Source organism: Psychrobacter sp. UBA3962, assembly GCF_002385225.1.
Lineage (GTDB): Bacteria > Pseudomonadota > Gammaproteobacteria > Pseudomonadales > Moraxellaceae > Psychrobacter.
This window is the reverse complement of record NZ_DGDC01000020.1, coordinates 49,131-65,744: the sequence shown is the minus strand read 5'-3', so window position 1 is coordinate 65,744 and position 16,614 is coordinate 49,131. Positions and strand designations below refer to the sequence as shown.

The window sequence follows — 16,614 nt, the reverse complement described above, 5'->3', positions numbered from 1 at the left end:
ATTATTCTCCTACCTTAACAGTGATGTGACAGGTACGTTTACTGATACGATCAGCACGACCCTTTGCACGTGGTAGGATACGCTTTAGCGTGATGCCTTCATCCACATAGATAGTTGATACTTTAAGCGTATCGATATCTAAACCGTGGTTGTGTTCAGCATTAGCGATAGCAGACTCAAGACATTTCTTAACGAATACTGCGCCTTTTTTATTGCTGAACGCAAGGATATCCAAAGCACGCTCAATAGACTTACCACGAACTTCATCTGCGACAAGTCGAACTTTCTGTGCCGAAATGGCGGCACCGCGTAATTTTGCAGTTACTTCCATAGTGAGCACCTTATTTTTTTGCTTTCTTGTCAAAGCCATGACCGCGATATGTGCGAGTCGGGGCAAATTCACCTAGTTTATGGCCAACCATTTGCTCACTAATGATAACCGGTACGTGTGTACGACCATTATGAACAGAAATTGTTAGACCAACCATTTGTGGCAGAATCATCGAGCGACGTGACCAAGTTTTGATTGGCTTGCGTGAGTTAGACTCAACAGCTTTTTCTACTTTGGCAAACAGATGCGCATCAATGAATGGACCTTTTTTCAATGAACGAGGCATGAAATTTTCCTTTATTTCTTCTTGGCGCGACGGCGACGGATGATCATACTGTCAGTACGCTTATTGTGACGCGTTTTAAGACCTTTGGTCTTCTGACCCCATGGCGTAGTTGGATGTTTACCCATTGTGCGACCTTCACCACCACCGTGTGGGTGATCAATCGGGTTCATCGCAGTACCACGTGTCTGTGGACGAACGCCACGCCAACGTGCTGCACCTGCTTTACCAAGTGATTTTAGGTTATTTTCAGAGTTAGAGTTTTCACCAATAACTGCACGGCAATTTACGTGTACACGGCGAGTTTCGCCAGAGCGTAAACGGATAATTGCATAAATACCATCTTTACCTAGTAGTTGAACTGAAGCACCAGCTGAACGAGCTAATTGCGCGCCTTTACCGATTTTTAGTTCAATATTACTAATAGTAGTACCTACAGGAATATTTTTAAGTGGTAAGCAGTTACCTGGACGAATTGGTGATGACTCACCTGACATTACAGTATCGCCAACTTTAAGTTTCTTAGGAGCGATGATATAACGACGCTCACCATCAGAGTACTTAAGTAAAGCAATATGAGCAGTACGGTTTGGATCGTATTCGATACGCTCTACCGTTGCTGGAATATTGTCTTTCGTACGCTTGAAGTCGATAATACGATAGTGTTGCTTATGTCCACCACCAATATGACGTGACGTAATGCGACCATTATTATTACGACCACCTGATCTACCTTGTGCTTCAACAAGTGGGGCATGCGGACGACCTTTGTAAAGGTGTGGATGCACCACTTTTTCAACAAAACGGCGACCTGGTGATGTTGGCTTTGCTTTTACGATAGGCATGATTTGTATCCTTATTCGTTGTTCGCTGTTTCGCTAGTAGAAGCTGCATTGTCTGCAATCTCTTCACCAGCATCAGCCATTTGTACATCTTGACCAGCTTTTAAAGTCACATAGGCTTTTTTATAGTCATTACGACGACCTACAGTGCGACCAAAGCGCTTTGTCTTACCTTTAACATTTAAGGTGTTTACCTTAGTAACTTCCACACCTTCAAACATTAACTCGACTGCTTTTTTGATTTCACGCTTAGTGGCATTGTTATCAACTTTGAAAACCTGCACACCTAGCGAGTCACCTAACAGCTGAGATTTCTCTGAGAACACAGGCCCTTTTAAGACCTGATAAAGTCTTGCGTTATTCATGCTAGTGCTTCCTCAAATTGTTTCGCTGCGTCAACAGACATGATGACTTTATCAAACGCAATCAAGCTAACAGGATCCACTTCGTTAGTACCAAGTACATTCACATGTGGAATGTTGCGGGCAGCTAAGTATAGATTCTCATCAACTTCATTGGTCACGATTAATGCACGTGGTGCATTAAGTTCTTCCAATTTGCTAATTAGTTCTTTTGTCTTTGGAGCTGAAACAGTAATGTCTTCAACTAAAATTAGACGATCTTGGCGAACTAGTTCGGCTAAGATACACTGCATCGCACCACGATACATTTTACGGTTCACTTTCTGTGACCAGTCTTGTGGCTTAGCAGCGAACGCTCGACCACCACTGCGCCAGATAGGGCTACGAATTGAGCCTGCACGAGCACGTCCAGTACCTTTTTGACGCCATGGTTTTTTACCACCGCCAGAAACTTCAGCACGAGTCTTTTGTGCGCGGGTACCTTGACGTGCGCCTGCTAAATAAGCAGTGACGACTTGGTGAACGAGGGCTTCGTTGAATTCACGACCAAATGCCGTGTCAGACAGCTCAACCGCTGCGCCTGTAACAGTTTTTAAATTCACGTTAATCCCCTTGCTTAGGCTTTGATTGACGGACGTACGATGACATCGCCACCATTGGCACCTGGAATGGCACCTTTAATGACTAGAAGACCTTTTTCAGCGTCTACTGACACGATTTCAAGTCCTTGAACGGTAACACGTTTGTTACCCATTTGCCCTGGCATTTTCTTACCTTTGAAAACTTTACCTGGGCTTTGGTTCTGACCTGTAGAACCCAATACGCGGTGCGATACTGAGTTACCGTGAGTAGCATCTTGCATACTAAAGTTATGACGTTTTACGCCACCTTGGAAGCCTTTACCTTTACTTTGACCTGTAACATCCACAAGTTGCCCTGCTTCAAATAGGTCAGCAGCAATTTCGCTACCCGCTTCACGTCCTTCAAGTTCTTCTTCTGTAACACGGAATTCCCATGTACCACGGCCAGCTTTAACGCCAGCTTTAGCAAAGTGACCTTTTTGTGCTGCAGTTACGCGGCTGTCACGACGCTCACCAGTGGTTACTTGGATGGCTTGATAGCCGTCAGTGTCATTGGTTTTGATTTGAGTAATGCGGTTTGCATCGACCTCAACAACCGTTACAGGGATAGAAGCGCCTGTTTCAGTGAAGACACGGGTCATGCCGCATTTCTTACCGACTAAACCGATCGCCATGTTAAACCTCTTTATATCTTCAATTAATAGTTTGGGGTAATATCTAAAAGTCGCGTTTTATTAATCATTACGCTTAAATATACGCGCTTTTGATTAACCCAATGCGATTTGAACGTCTACACCAGCAGCCAAGTCCAATTTCATCAATGCGTCAACTGTTTTGTCAGTTGGTTGCACGATGTCAAGCATACGCTTATGAGTACGAATCTCGTACTGATCTCGCGCGTCTTTGTTGACGTGTGGCGAGGTTAGGACGTTGAAACGCTCGATGCGAGTAGGCAACGGTACAGGACCACAAACTTGCGCACCAGTGCGCTTTGCGGTATCGACAATCTCTTGTGCCGACTGATCGATCAATCTATGATCAAAAGATTTTAGTCGGATACGGATTCTCTGGTTAGCCATGCCAGCAAGCTCCTAATAAGTGGTTTTATCATCATTGCTGCCCTAATGGCAGGTCTTGAATGATAAATAGCCGTTATATAAATGATTCATTTTTTGGTTAAATCGTGAGGTTAATCACATCCAACAATTCAAAAAACAAAATAAGTTTAATCCTTGCCCACCATTTCCATATAGGAAGGTAGCAAAGAAGAATGAAATTAGTGCCGAAAACGATGCTTCAGCTGTATTAACGTCAAGCTTTACAAGTGTTTACAGTCTAATACGCTGCCGTATTTGATCACACTTACTTGAAACGCTCATATAAATTCAGTGGGTTGTATTATACACAGTTGACAATCGATTGCAAGGGTATTTGTTACTTTTAATGACCGTAAACAGGGGGTAATCTGTCGATTTTACATTTTAATAACAGTTACCCCTCCCTCGCCTATTTCGCCTAAATTATCAGTCTAAAACGATATCGTATTGCTCTTGGGTATACAGATTTTCCACTTCAAAAGTAATCACTCTGCCCAGCAAATATTCTAAGTCAGCAACGGTATCTGCTTCAGAAGACAACAGCAAATCAATGACCGACGCATGAGCCACTACTGTAAATTTCTTCGGCGAATTATAAGTACGGGCACAGCGCATTATCTCGCGGAAAATCTCAAAGCAGACAGTCTCAGCGGTTTTGATAAAACCCTTACCCTCACACGTCTTACAGGGCTCACAAAGCTGCTGCTCTAACGATTCACGAGTACGTTTACGAGTCATCTCAACTAAGCCAAGCTCGCTGACCTGAGTGATTTTGGTCTTAGCATAGTCTTGAGCCAGCTGATGCTGTAAGCTTTCTAGGACATCATCTTTATGCTCTTGCTCTAGCATATCGATAAAATCAAGAATGATGATGCCACCTAGATTACGCAACCTAAGCTGTCTAGCGATAGCGTGAGTGGCTTCTAAGTTGGTTTTGTAGACGGTGTCTTCAAGCGAGCGACCCCCGACAAATGAGCCGGTATTGACATCGATGGTGGTCATCGCTTCAGTTTGATCAATAATCAAGTAGCCGCCTGACTTTAAATCCACTCGACGCTTTAGCGCATCTCTTAAGTCCTCCTCTACCCGATGCACATCGAATAAAGGTTGCTCTCCCATATACGGCAGAATACGCGGATAAATGAAGGGCACGAACTCTTTAGCAAACTGACGCACTTCGTTATACATGCCTTCGTGATCAACGATAACTTTTTCGGTATCGGGGTGTACCAAGTCTCGAATCGAGCGCAGCGGTAGAGACAACTCTTGATAAATGAGCACCGCTGCCTGACCACTGCCTGCGGAAGCGTCTTTACGCGCTTGAATGGTTCGCCACAGTTGTACTAAGTAATAAATATCCTCTTCAAGCTTAGCAACAGGCACACGTTCTGCCGCAGTACGAGCAATTAAGCCTCCCGTTAAATTTACGGTTTGCATCAACTGGGCTAGCTCAGTCTTTAAGCGGTGGCGCTCCTCTTCATTATCAATACGCTGAGAGATGCCAATATGCTCACTAGATGGCAAATAAACCAAATAACGAGACGGCAATGAGATATTAGTAGTTAGGCGCGCGCCTTTGGTTCCTAACTGATCTTTGGTCACTTGTACCAATATTTTTTGGCCTTCATGAAGCCGGTACTGGATTAATTCATGACGGGGTGGCTCAATCACTTGGCGCTCTTTAACCACCGTAGGCGACTTTTCTACTTGAGTGATCGCATTTCCTACTTTATCTGGCGAGTCATTATCTAATAGAGAATTGTCGTGCAAGTCACTTTGAAAATTGGACGTTTCATCCGCTAAGACGGATTGCTTTTCTCGAAGACTATCAGGCTCCCCTTCTACTATTGAGGCACTGATTAATCCAGTCTCTAATGATGAGATATCACTGTCGGCCTTAGAGGTGTTTTCGGCAATATGCTCAGAGCGGTCCACTGGTATGCTGGTTAAAACCGTAGGCTCTTGTCGACTAGGGGGACGCGGCGGTGCCGAAGTTTTATCTTCTACTACCGTTGGCCGAGGTAAACGGCGCATATCATTGACATGTAAGAAGGCGGTACGAGACTGTCCAATCTCTACAAATGCCGCTTGCATGCCGGGTAGAACCCGTACCACAGTGCCCAAGTAAATATTGCCCACCAAGCCAAGCTTATTATGCCGCTCAATATAAACCTCACTGACGACACCATTATCTAAAACAGCAACTCGAGATTCCATTGGGCTAACATTAATGAGTAGCTCTTCTGACATAGCAGACCTTTTATCTTATTATTGATTAAATATGTTTTAGTAAAGACAAGTAATTATAGCGAGATATTTTTTCTTTTATAGCAGCTTTAATTTTAGAGTCACTTTGTCTTCAAAATAAATTACGAAAATATCTTTTTATAAGCTCCAGTGTACCACTGACTCTGAAAAATTGTTATCTAGTCTACTCTCGGCCAGCTAGCCGCTTCTCAATATTTTTAATCGCCGCCAAAGTCTGTGACAAAGGAAGGCCAACGACATTGGTGTAACTGCCGTTGATACGCTCTACCAAAGCTGCGCCTTTACCTTGAATGGCATAGCCGCCCGCTTTATCAGCAGGCTCACCGCTGGCCCAATAAGCTTCCATAGCAGGCTCGTCTAATTCAATAAAAGTAACTTCGGTCTTCTCTAAAATATTTTTGCTATAAAGACGATTAGCCTGGTTATCGAAAACGGTTAGCTGTACAGCCGTCCAAACCGCATGCTGTGTATTAGACATCTTTTGCCACATAGCAAAGGCATCCGCCTTATCCGTTGGTTTCACTAAAATAGACAGACCGTCAGCAAGCACCCCAATAGTATCTGAGGTAATCACTAAATAATGATCCTCACCTGCCTCATAGCAGCCCGTTAGGTTCTGTCCTGCTGCCGTGGCTTTGGCTTGCACCATTCGTACAATATAATCCTGCGGGGTCTCGTTAGGTAGCACACTTTCATCCACTTCAACCGATTGGGTAACAAAGTCGATGTCTGCCAAGGCCAATAATTGTTGACGACGCGGAGAGGTAGAAGCCAGAATAATTTTCATTATATGCTCAAAGTATCAGAGGTGAAGGAGGTTTTATTAAAATATAGACTAGGCTGTGTAGACAAAAGTAGCTGGCGTGGTTTTAGTATTTTTTTATAAAATGATTCAAGGACATATAGACCAGCGGCCAAGTAATAATACTGACTATCAAGCTAAATAAGGCACTGGTAAAAAATATATTCTGAGTGAGATATTGTACCAACCATAAAGTCAGCTGAAAAACTATCAAGGCGACCGTAGCCACTGCCCAAACAATAGACAAATTCAACTGTTTAATATACTGCCCCATAAACCTAACGGAGAAGGCCATCACTACAGCCGCAAAGGCTTGTTGACCCAAGCGCGTGTCCAATAGTAAGTCTGAGATGATACCAATGGCAAAGGCGGTCACTACTCCCACATAATTTGGCTTATATATTAACCAAAAAATAAGCACCATAATAAGTGCCATAGGACGCAGCAAAGAAGCTTCTAAGCTCATGGGGTAGATATTAATAACAGAAGCTACTACAAAACTTGCAATAACCACTATTAAAGACTGGAAAGGGCTTAAAGGAGTTTTGATCATAATAGCAGCAGCGCCTTTTAAGAAGCCTCAATAGATAAGCTTAGGCAATGACTATTTATGAGGGTCATCCGGGTTATGAGGGTCATCAGGATTATTGGGGTTATGAGAGAACTGGGGATAGAAAAGTGACCGGTAAGCCTGTTACCCTCCTCTGACAATCGGGGCCATAATATTCGGCGCTCTAAATTGTGCTTTAACAACAGACTCAGCAACATCACTGTGCCACTCACTTAGACTCAATAGAACGACTAGGGGGAACATAGGGAATCTGAGTGAGCTCTAAAGAGCCTGCAAATCTATCATCTCTAAAGTTTGGCGCATGCTCACTGTCCTGCATAATTAACACATAGGAGCTGTTCACAAAATCTGCTGCCGGGGTCACATCAATATTCATGAAGTTTTCATTTTGTTCAGGACTAATATATTCCACACGGCCCACACGGTAGCCGGCTGGAAAGCGGCCCCCTAAGCCAGAGGAGATTAGCTCATCGCCAACGCGAATGTCTGAAGTTTTGAATATATAATCAAGTTTCAGAGTGCTGGGCGTTCCTTCACCAGTAACAATAGCACGCTGCCCTGTTCTTCTGACAGTAACTGAGACAGACTGTAGCTCATCAGTAATCAATAACAAGCGGCTGGTATTTGGATAGACATTAATGATTTGACCTAAGATACCATTTTCATCAATGGCAGTTTGGCCAACCTGTACCCCATCTTTACTGCCTTTATTCAATACTACAATTTGCTTTAAGGGGTTGGTATCGGTACCAATTACTTGGGCCAAATTTAATTCATACTGATCTGGCTTGGTAGTAGATAAGATTCCTTGCAAACGTGCGTTTTGAGCCAGCACATAATCTTGCTGTTGCAGCTTAGCTTGCGCATGTAACAACTGCGCATGCAACTGTACATTTTCGCGTCGTAACGCCTCTTTGCTCATTAACGTCCCATCTGCCCAGTGACTAACAAAGGTTGGCAGTACCGACATTTGATAAATAGGCTGCATCGCTGAATGGCTGGTATCCCGTATAGGATTAAACCAGTCAGGATTTTTACTGTCCAATAACATCAAAACCATAGCGACCAATAATACGGCCGCTGTTTTTCTTAAGGTAAGATTGTACTGAGCAAATAGGGTCGTTGGCATAGTGAACTTACAAACTTATAGATTATACAAAAATCATATTTAAACTTTTGTTATGGATAAAGTCTAAAGCAGCACCACCACCACGACTAACGCAGGTTAGCGGATCTTCAGCTACAGTAACTGGTAGCCCCGTCTCTTTTGACAGTAATTTATCAAAATTACGTAGCAATGCCCCGCCACCAGTCAATACAATACCACGCTCGGCGATATCTGATGATAATTCAGGAGGCGTTTGCTCAAGCGCCGTTTTAACCGCACTAACGATACCGGTTAAAGAGTCACTTAAAGCTTTTTGGATTTCTTCAGAAGTAACGGTTAGGGTTTTTGGCACCCCTTCTGCCATACTACGACCACGAACTTCAACTTCAAGCTTAGCGTCTTCATCAATAGCAGACCCTACGCTTTGCTTAATACGCTCAGCGGTGGTTTCCCCAATCACGCAGCCATGATTACGGCGCACATGAGTGATGATTGCTTCATCAAAGATATCACCGCCAATACGGATTGAGTCTGCATAGACACAACCTGATAATGAAATAACCGCAATCTCTGTGGTACCACCGCCGATATCCACCACCATTGACCCGCTGGCCTCATGGACTGGCAAATCTGCACCAATAGCAGCAGCCATAGGCTCTTCTAATAAGAAAACTTTATTGGCTCCCGCTGAGGATACCGCCTCACGAATAGCACGACGCTCAACTAAAGTAGACTTGCAAGGCACGCAAACCACAACGTTTGGCTGGGCCAAGAAGCGTCTGGCTTTCACTTTACTGATGAAGTGCTTCAGCATTTTTTGAGTGACCTCAAAATCTGCAATGACCCCATCTTTTAAAGGACGAATTGCGGTAATATTATCGGGAGTACGACCTAGCATTTGCTTTGCATCAATGCCGACAGCAGCCACCGTTGGGTTCTGAGTACGGTTACTACGCAGAGCCACAACAGTAGGCTCATCGAGAACCACACCCTTTCCAGGCGCATAAATCAATGTATTGGCAGTACCAAGGTCAATGGCGATGTTGTTAGATAGAAATCCAAACGGGTTCATGTATCGTGTTCCAGCGTATTGCGAGTTAAAGAGTAGCGTCATCATCTCATGCATTTAATAAGCAGAGACTGGCTCTCAAAAAAGAGTCTAATATTTTAAAAAATATTTTAAGATTTTGTCGAATAGAAATGACACACTTTAACCAAAGTAAAGCATGACGACAAGAATAAACCTTGAAAATTTATTCAAATATTCAGGTGGTGCAAATTATAGCGGTTAATTATAGATAAATCATGTAAATATCATATTTTTCATATAACTCTGCCGTATTAAATTGCAACATCTCATGTCAAACTCATTATTTACTCAATAACGGGCTCTATTGATAGGGCTTTGCTGTTATTGTGACTTCTTTGAATAAATTAATGAGACCAATATTTATAATATTAACAACCAATCGCATATCAAGGTAACCACTGAAAATAAGTGTCAGTTGCATTATAATAGCCCGATACCATAAAAACAGTTTGATAAACTTCTATTATCTTAATTTTTGCTGACTTTTCTATTTACTGTCTTTACTCATTTTTCTATTAACCGATTTTAAAAAGGATGCTTTGTCTCATGACTACCGATAGCACATCAAATTCGCAGACGCCTAACCGCGACAATCAAATCTGTACCACTGATATTTTGGAAGTAGCCAAGCTTTCTCGCCTTGCGGTAGATGAAGAAGCGGCACAAACCTTCGCTGAGGACATCGCTAAAATCTTAGACATGATGCAAACCCTTTCAAGCGTAGATACTGATAATGTAGCGCCCCTATCTAATGTGCACGAAGCTGCTCAAGAATTACGTGCGGATATTCCCAATGCTGATATTGACCGTGAGTTGAATCAATCTGTGGCCCCAGCAGTCGAACAAGGCTTATATCTGGTACCGCAAGTTATTGAATAACCCTTATCTATTACGTTGCAGTTTCTTTGGCTTCATTAAAAACTATCTTCTTTGTTAAAAATTAAAGAAAACCAACCTGACTTAAAACCAAGTAGGATGAAAAACAAATAACGACTGAAAGCGTAAATTTATAAAAATGCTTATAAAGTTGTAGCCGAGGATAGTAGCCAAAAAAACATTTTTACCCTTTTTTTTAAATAACCTTCTTACTTTTAATAACTTTTACCTTTAATAACCCTTATCTTTAATAATAATGGACACCCAATATGTCTGACCTACATCACCTATCTGTTGCTCAGCTTGCTGATGGTCTAAAAAACCAGCAGTTTAGCAGTGTAGAACTGACCGATCATTTTCTAAAACGTATCAATAAGCTCGATGAGAAAATCAACAGCTTTATCACTGTTGATGAAGAAGGCGCTCGCCAAGCAGCCAAAGCTGCGGATGAAAAACGCAGCGCAGGCGATACTTCAGCGCTACTGGGTCTACCTATGGCCCATAAAGACCTATTTTGTACCAAGGGCTTACTCACCACTTCTGGCTCAAAAATGCTACACAACTTTGTGTCGCCCTATGATGCCACTATCGTCTCAAATATCCGTGAAGCCGGCGCTGTGTGCTTAGGGAAGCTGAACATGGATGAGTTCGCCATGGGCTCAGACAATGAAAGCTCTTACTATGGCGCTGTACACAACCCATGGGATACCAGTCGGGTTCCTGGCGGCTCATCTGGCGGCTCTGCGGCAGCTGTGGCAGCCGGTTTTGTTCCATTTGCTACAGGTAGTGACACTGGGGGCTCAATTCGCCAGCCGGCCTCATTCTGCGGCTTAACGGGTATGAAGCCTACTTACGGCAGCGTATCTCGCTTTGGTATGATTGCTTATGCCTCAAGTTTAGATCAAGCCGGTACTTTTGGGCGCTCGGCAGAAGACTGCGCTTACTTGCTACAGCCTATGACTGGTCACGACCCTCGTGATGCTACTTCCATCAAACGCGAAGTCCCTGATTACATTGCCGATATGCACAGCGCTGTTAAAAAAGCTGATACTGACAAACCGTTTGCGGGTCTACGCATTGGGGTGGCAAAAGAATACTTTGGTCAAGGCTTAGATACTGAAGTAGATAGCAATGTTCGCAATGCGCTTAAACAGTATGAGGACTTAGGTGCGACTATTGTTGAGGTTAACATTACCGACCCTGCTATCACTCTAGCAACTTATTATATGCTAGCCCCTGCAGAAGCTTCTTCCAACTTATCTCGCTTTGACGGGGTACGTTTTGGCTATCGCTGTGAAGAGCCAAAAGACTTAGCAGATCTATATACCCGTTCACGCTCGGAAGGATTTGGTGATGAAGTACAACGCCGTATCTTGATGGGAACTTATGCGCTATCTGCCGGCTACTATGATGCTTACTACACTAAGGCCCAAAAAGTACGCCGCTTAATCTTAGAAGATTTCAAAAAAGCTTTTGATAAGTGTGATGTGATTGCAAGTCCAACCGCCCCTACCGCGGCCTATAAGCTTGATACCGCTTTAGATCCAGTGACCATGTATTTAGGTGACGTCTACACCATCGGGGTCAACCTAGCGGGTCTACCAGCCATCAGTATGCCTGCCGGCTTCACCGAATCAGGTCTGCCTGTGGGTCTACAATTAATTGGCAATCACTGGGATGACAGTAAGCTACTATCGACCGCTCATATCTTCCAGCAACACACCGACTATCACACTAAGCTATCTGCTACTGCACAGGAGAGCATCTAATGACTGCTATCACTGAAAGTAACACCACCCACCAGCCCGTTCGCAAAGAGTTATTGATTGACGGCTATGAAGTGGTCATTGGTATTGAAATTCACTGCCAGCTAAATACCGAAAGTAAAATTTTCTCAAGCTCATCAACCAAATTTGGTAATGAGCCAAACACCCAAGCCAGTATCGTTGACTTAGGCTTACCTGGCGTGCTTCCTGTATTAAACGCAGGCTTGATTGAGCGTGCGTTAAAGTTCGGTATCGGGGTGAATGCAGAGCTGGGTATGCTAAATACCTTTGATCGTAAAAACTACTTTTATCCTGACTTACCAAAAGGCTATCAAATTACCCAGATGGAAAACCCCATCGTTGGTAAAGGCTATATCGATGTCATCGTTAATGAAGGTGAGAAAAACGAATATGGCAAACGCATTGGTATTACCCGCGGTCATTTAGAAGAAGACGCTGGTAAATCAGTGCACGATGCAGTACCGGGTATGACTGGGATTGACTTAAACCGTGCGGGCACACCACTAATTGAGATTGTGTCTGAACCAGACATGCGCTCCTCAAAAGAAGCGGTGGCTTATATCAAAGCCATTCACCAGTTAGTCACTTGGTTAGATATCTCTGATGCCATCATGGCGGAAGGCTCATTCCGCTGTGACTGTAACGTCTCTGTGCGTCAGCCAGGCGAAGAGTTTGGTACTCGTACTGAGCTTAAGAACCTAAACTCTTTCCGCAATATCGAAAACGCCATTAACCGTGAAATCGAGCGTCAAATCGACATCATCGAAGACGGTGGCAAGGTAGTTCAAGCCACTATGCTTTATGATCCAGAAGCGGACGAAACTCGTATCATGCGCACCAAAGAAGATGCGGATGATTACCGCTACTTCCCCGATCCAGATCTATTGCCAGTGCGTCTAGAGCAAGAGACTGTTGATGCTATTCGTGCCAGTATGCCAGAATTGCCTGTGGTACGCCGTGAGCGTTTCGGTACTGAGCTTGGCTTATCAGAATATGATGCCCGTGTCTTAACCGGTAGCCGTGAGTTGGCTGACTACTTTGAAACCGTACTTGAAGCAGTTGGTAAAGAGCATGCCAAATTGACTGCCAACTGGATTATGGGTGATTTACTTGGTGCGTTAAATAAAGAAGACAAAACCATCATCGACTCCCCTATCAGCGAAGTACAACTGGCGGGCTTGTTAAAGCGCTTAAACGACAACACCTTGTCAGGTAAGTTAGCAAAACAAGTATTTACTGCCTTATATGATGGTGAAGGTGGCGATGATGCAGACGCAGCAGACAAAATCATCGAAGCCAAAGGTCTGAAGCAAGAAACGGATACGGGCGCTATTAAAGCCATGGTGGAAGAAGTTATCGCCAATAATCAAGCGATGGTTGACGAGTACAAAGGCGGTAAAGAAAAAGCCTTTAACGGTCTGGTTGGTCAAGTGATGAAAGCCAGCCGTGGTAAAGCCAACCCGCAGCAGGTGAACCAGATCTTGAAAGAGATTTTGGGATAAAATGGTGATTAACCACTTGCATTAATATTAATAATGAGTAAAATAGTTTGTCCATCGGGGCGTAGCGCAGTCTGGTAGCGCACTACACTGGGGGTGTAGGGGTCGCAGGTTCAAATCCTGCCGTTCCGACCAAACATTTAAAAGACCTGCCATATTTAATATGGCAGGTCTTTTTTTATGCGCTTAACTATTTGATTTGACTCATTTATTAGTAAATTCGATCGTCTTATTAACTCTGCATTAATCAACAAGGTAAGAGTCATTTTGTTGAATTACGGTATATTTGTTGGTATAGCTGTTGGTATTGAAAAAGACGATACCAACACCTTTAGCTATAAACAATGCTATTTATCCCTATATCCAAAATATCAGGATCATAACTTGTGTCCCTAAATTGAACTAACCTTGGATTACCCCGTGTCGGCTTCACCAAAATACTGTTATCGAACACTTCATAAGATAATAGCTGTCCAATAGTTATATTAAATCCTTTCTTATCCCCATCAAAAATAATACGCTTATTAGTCACTATAAGCTTTCCTGAACTGACAGCAACAGGCTCTCGATCTGATTTATAAGTACCCCGAGACTGCCCTACCCTAAAACTGACTCCCTTGGCTACCCTGAAGCTCACCCCAGCCGAACCCCCTTGGTAACGCCCTCTCACAGCTCTTTCTTCAATTAGATCTGCAAAATAACTAAAATGAGCCACCTCGCCTTTTTTTAAAATGATATTGGTGTGACAAGTGGGCAAAATCCCACTCTGTATTTGCCTTAATACTCTGTGCTTATCTAGTACCTCTAATTCCGCTGAAATTTCGTCAGACGGAATATTAAATAACTTTTGTATGCGATGTAACGCTTCATGCTCTTGTTGAGTCACAATCTCATCAGACACAACATGCTCATAAGCCTTCTTATAAGCTTTAATAAAACCTTGTAACTGCTGTTTATCGGTAAGCTCTGCCTCCATCAACAGCTTTTTAATTTTTTGTTCTTCCTCCTGGTTTATTTCTCCATCACTCGCCATTAGCATTAGCTGTTTGTAAGTCTCTGACTTGACTCTTCTTTGCTCAAAGAAAGAACGCTTTTTATTAACCTCAGTCTCTTTGTTAGGGATTTTATCTGGCTTTAAACTTGGTGGTTTTAGCTGCTGTAAATCCATATTAAACAAAGGCTTTGCTGTTAGAGCTTTAATCTGATCATCTTCTATCTTTGGGGCAGACTTACCTTGTTTAATAGATAAGTAAATAATCGTAATAGATAAAATTAGCCCAGCAAGTAATCCTGCTACAGAATCATCTGGAGTACTCTCTTCAGGAAGAAAAGCACCGATAATTATCGTAGAAACCATAAAAACTAAAGAAGATAAGCCCAAAATCTTTAGTCTACTTGGAGGGTTATTAATATCGGCCACAAAAGGAAAGTAAGCAGGACGTATTAACCAAAATACCAACACAAGAGGCATTATCAAAAATAAGATAAGGTAAACGTTGAAAATAAAAGCCATATTCCCACCCCTCACTCGACTAAACAACTATTACTGTTAAAACTTTCTTATTTTAATATTAAGTTATCACACTATAACAAGTTCAAGCATCAGATTAATATACAGCAATATGTTGTCGAGATGAGTAGCTCTCACTTATTCCCCTCTCTGGGTATGGCTTTATTATATAATATTGATATAATTAATATATATTCTAATATATCTTATTTTGATGATTTAATTATTAGTTATAGGGTGAGTCATATGAATAAAACTTTGCTTACAGCCTTTTGCCTAATGTTAGTATCAGCCAGCCTACCTGCCCATGCCGCCAAAGTTAAATGCTCTGATTTTAAGTCTCAAAAAGAAGCTCAGGCTTATTTTGATGCAAAGAAACCTGGGTATAAAGGACTTGATCGGGACAATGATGGTATTGCTTGCGAAGCACTTAAATAACAGATAGTTGCCTTCGATAGCTTTGAATGCATAAATAAATAACCCACTCAGTGCGAGTGGGTTATTTGATTATATAGGGTTAAACAAACCTATTAATGAGTTGATTTATTGTCAACTTTACCCCTGTCAGTAACTGTTATAATAGGCTTTAACAGCAAATATTTTTAATATGCTCTATATTTTAATACTTACTTTTTAGAACAGGCTGGCAGTCAATGACTGTCTTGCCTGCTTTTTTTCATCTTATTATTTAGTGAGTTTTTATGTCAAAAGATACTAAAGCCCCAATTACTGACCCTGCCATTGATACCGCTACCTTATTAATTAAGTGTAAAGACCAAGCTGGTATCGTCCAAGCTGTTTCTGAGTTTATTCATCGCTATGGCGCGAATATTATTACCTTAGATCAGTATTCAACCGCCCATGAAGGGGGGCAATACTTCATGCGTCTAGAATTTGCATTGGCAGGTCTTAGTGAAATTATTGATAACTTTGAAGCCAGCTTTGAGCACACGGTTGCTAAGCGTTATGAAATGGAATGGCGCCTACATAACAATGCAATTAAAACCAAAGTGGGTATTTTGGTGTCTAAATTTGATCATGCCTTACTCGACTTGTTATGGCGTCATCAACGTGGTCTATTAGACTGTGATATTACCTGTGTAGTGAGCAACCACAATGATCTACGCCAAGCGGTCGAAAACTTTGGCATTCCTTTTCATCATGTTCCTGTTACTAAAGACACTAAGGCAGAAGCTGAGGAAAAAATCCATCAAATTATGGCCGGTAATGATCTTTTAGTATTGGCTCGTTATATGCAAATCTTATCAGAAGACTTTGTCAGCCGTTGGCCAATGAAAATTATTAATATCCACCATTCGTTCTTGCCTGCATTCGTTGGTGCTGACCCCTACCGTCAGGCCTTCGATAAAGGCGTTAAGTTAATCGGTGCTACAGCTCACTACGTGACTGCTGACTTAGATCAAGGGCCTATTATTGAGCAAGATGTGCACCGTGTAACCCACCGTCAAGGGGTAACTGAGCTACGCGCTATTGGCCGTGATGTTGAACGCAATGTCTTAGCACGCGCTGTCAACTGGCATGTGCAAAACCGGGTTATTGTGGCCGGTAATAAGACCGTTGTATTTAACTGATATTAATAAAAGAAT

18 protein-coding genes and 1 tRNA gene are annotated in these 16,614 nt (G+C 42.6%); 6 read left to right on the top strand and 13 right to left on the bottom strand.

Annotation, left to right across the window (positions count from 1 at the left end):
• Nucleotide 1: 1 nt before the first annotated feature.
• The 12 genes from rplV to B3S92_RS04975 form a co-directional block, all read right to left on the bottom strand.
• A complete protein-coding gene (gene rplV / locus B3S92_RS05030) occupies nucleotides 2–331 on the bottom strand; it encodes a 50S ribosomal protein L22 (RefSeq protein WP_011959717.1) in 330 nt (109 codons plus the stop codon).
• A gap of 10 nt (nucleotides 332–341) precedes the next feature.
• Nucleotides 342–617: a 30S ribosomal protein S19 gene (rpsS, locus tag B3S92_RS05025; protein ID WP_007394243.1), complete on the bottom strand. Its 276-nt coding sequence runs from the start codon at nucleotides 615–617 to the stop codon at nucleotides 342–344.
• Nucleotides 618–628: 11 nt separating this feature from the next.
• The gene (gene rplB, locus B3S92_RS05020; protein WP_077450878.1) at nucleotides 629–1,459 is read right to left on the bottom strand and encodes a 50S ribosomal protein L2; all 831 of its coding nucleotides are present in this window, start codon (nucleotides 1,457–1,459) and stop codon (nucleotides 629–631) included.
• Nucleotides 1,460–1,470: 11 nt separating this feature from the next.
• Nucleotides 1,471–1,821: a 50S ribosomal protein L23 gene (gene rplW / locus B3S92_RS05015; protein WP_011959715.1), complete on the bottom strand. Its 351-nt coding sequence runs from the start codon at nucleotides 1,819–1,821 to the stop codon at nucleotides 1,471–1,473.
• Nucleotides 1,818–2,420 (bottom strand): 50S ribosomal protein L4, encoded by a 603-nt coding sequence (gene rplD, locus B3S92_RS05010; RefSeq protein WP_028858248.1) that lies wholly within the window; start codon nucleotides 2,418–2,420, stop codon nucleotides 1,818–1,820. Before rplD ends, rplW begins: the two co-directional genes overlap by 4 nt.
• Before the next feature lie 14 nt (nucleotides 2,421–2,434).
• The gene (rplC, locus tag B3S92_RS05005) at nucleotides 2,435–3,073 is read right to left on the bottom strand and encodes a 50S ribosomal protein L3 (protein ID WP_007394247.1); all 639 of its coding nucleotides are present in this window, start codon (nucleotides 3,071–3,073) and stop codon (nucleotides 2,435–2,437) included.
• 93 nt (nucleotides 3,074–3,166) lie between these two features.
• Nucleotides 3,167–3,478: a 30S ribosomal protein S10 gene (rpsJ, locus tag B3S92_RS05000; RefSeq protein ID WP_007394248.1), complete on the bottom strand. Its 312-nt coding sequence runs from the start codon at nucleotides 3,476–3,478 to the stop codon at nucleotides 3,167–3,169.
• Between the two features lie 444 nt (nucleotides 3,479–3,922).
• On the bottom strand, nucleotides 3,923–5,746 hold the full coding sequence (locus B3S92_RS04995; protein ID WP_296203368.1) for an Rne/Rng family ribonuclease: 1,824 nt from the start codon (nucleotides 5,744–5,746) through the stop codon (nucleotides 3,923–3,925).
• Nucleotides 5,747–5,927: 181 nt separating this feature from the next.
• Nucleotides 5,928–6,551 (bottom strand): Maf family protein, encoded by a 624-nt coding sequence (locus B3S92_RS04990; RefSeq protein WP_296203366.1) that lies wholly within the window; start codon nucleotides 6,549–6,551, stop codon nucleotides 5,928–5,930.
• Between the two features lie 82 nt (nucleotides 6,552–6,633).
• Nucleotides 6,634–7,119: a rod shape-determining protein MreD gene (gene mreD / locus B3S92_RS04985; protein ID WP_296203364.1), complete on the bottom strand. Its 486-nt coding sequence runs from the start codon at nucleotides 7,117–7,119 to the stop codon at nucleotides 6,634–6,636.
• 226 nt (nucleotides 7,120–7,345) lie between these two features.
• Entirely contained in the window at nucleotides 7,346–8,266 is a 921-nt protein-coding gene (mreC, locus tag B3S92_RS04980; RefSeq protein WP_296203362.1) for a rod shape-determining protein MreC, read from the bottom strand.
• A gap of 22 nt (nucleotides 8,267–8,288) precedes the next feature.
• The gene (locus tag B3S92_RS04975) at nucleotides 8,289–9,317 is read right to left on the bottom strand and encodes a rod shape-determining protein (RefSeq protein WP_077450882.1); all 1,029 of its coding nucleotides are present in this window, start codon (nucleotides 9,315–9,317) and stop codon (nucleotides 8,289–8,291) included.
• A 564-nt stretch (nucleotides 9,318–9,881) separates the two neighbouring features.
• Between B3S92_RS04975 and gatC the strand changes: the two genes are divergently transcribed.
• The 4 genes from gatC to B3S92_RS04955 all read left to right on the top strand — a co-directional run bounded on the left by gatC (nucleotide 9,882) and on the right by B3S92_RS04955 (nucleotide 13,632).
• The gene (gene gatC, locus B3S92_RS04970; protein ID WP_167366843.1) at nucleotides 9,882–10,214 is read left to right on the top strand and encodes an Asp-tRNA(Asn)/Glu-tRNA(Gln) amidotransferase subunit GatC; all 333 of its coding nucleotides are present in this window, start codon (nucleotides 9,882–9,884) and stop codon (nucleotides 10,212–10,214) included.
• 266 nt (nucleotides 10,215–10,480) lie between these two features.
• Nucleotides 10,481–11,980, top strand: a complete 1,500-nt coding sequence (gene gatA / locus B3S92_RS04965; protein WP_296203354.1) for an Asp-tRNA(Asn)/Glu-tRNA(Gln) amidotransferase subunit GatA — start codon at nucleotides 10,481–10,483, stop codon at nucleotides 11,978–11,980.
• On the top strand, nucleotides 11,980–13,500 hold the full coding sequence (gene gatB, locus B3S92_RS04960) for an Asp-tRNA(Asn)/Glu-tRNA(Gln) amidotransferase subunit GatB (RefSeq protein ID WP_296203352.1): 1,521 nt from the start codon (nucleotides 11,980–11,982) through the stop codon (nucleotides 13,498–13,500). The genes gatA and gatB overlap by 1 nt, the downstream gene beginning before the upstream one ends.
• Nucleotides 13,501–13,555: 55 nt before the next feature.
• Nucleotides 13,556–13,632, top strand: a tRNA-Pro gene (locus B3S92_RS04955).
• 196 nt (nucleotides 13,633–13,828) lie between these two features.
• On the opposite strand, the gene B3S92_RS04950 is transcribed toward B3S92_RS04955, so the two are convergent.
• The gene (locus tag B3S92_RS04950) at nucleotides 13,829–15,010 is read right to left on the bottom strand and encodes a hypothetical protein (RefSeq protein ID WP_296203351.1); all 1,182 of its coding nucleotides are present in this window, start codon (nucleotides 15,008–15,010) and stop codon (nucleotides 13,829–13,831) included.
• Nucleotides 15,011–15,130: 120 nt separating this feature from the next.
• Between B3S92_RS04950 and B3S92_RS12140 the strand changes: the two genes are divergently transcribed.
• Both B3S92_RS12140 and purU read left to right on the top strand, forming a co-directional pair.
• Entirely contained in the window at nucleotides 15,131–15,445 is a 315-nt protein-coding gene (locus tag B3S92_RS12140) for an excalibur calcium-binding domain-containing protein (RefSeq protein WP_414706995.1), read from the top strand.
• Nucleotides 15,446–15,708: 263 nt separating this feature from the next.
• On the top strand, nucleotides 15,709–16,599 hold the full coding sequence (purU, locus tag B3S92_RS04940) for a formyltetrahydrofolate deformylase (RefSeq protein WP_296203349.1): 891 nt from the start codon (nucleotides 15,709–15,711) through the stop codon (nucleotides 16,597–16,599).
• Nucleotides 16,600–16,614 lie beyond the last annotated feature (15 nt).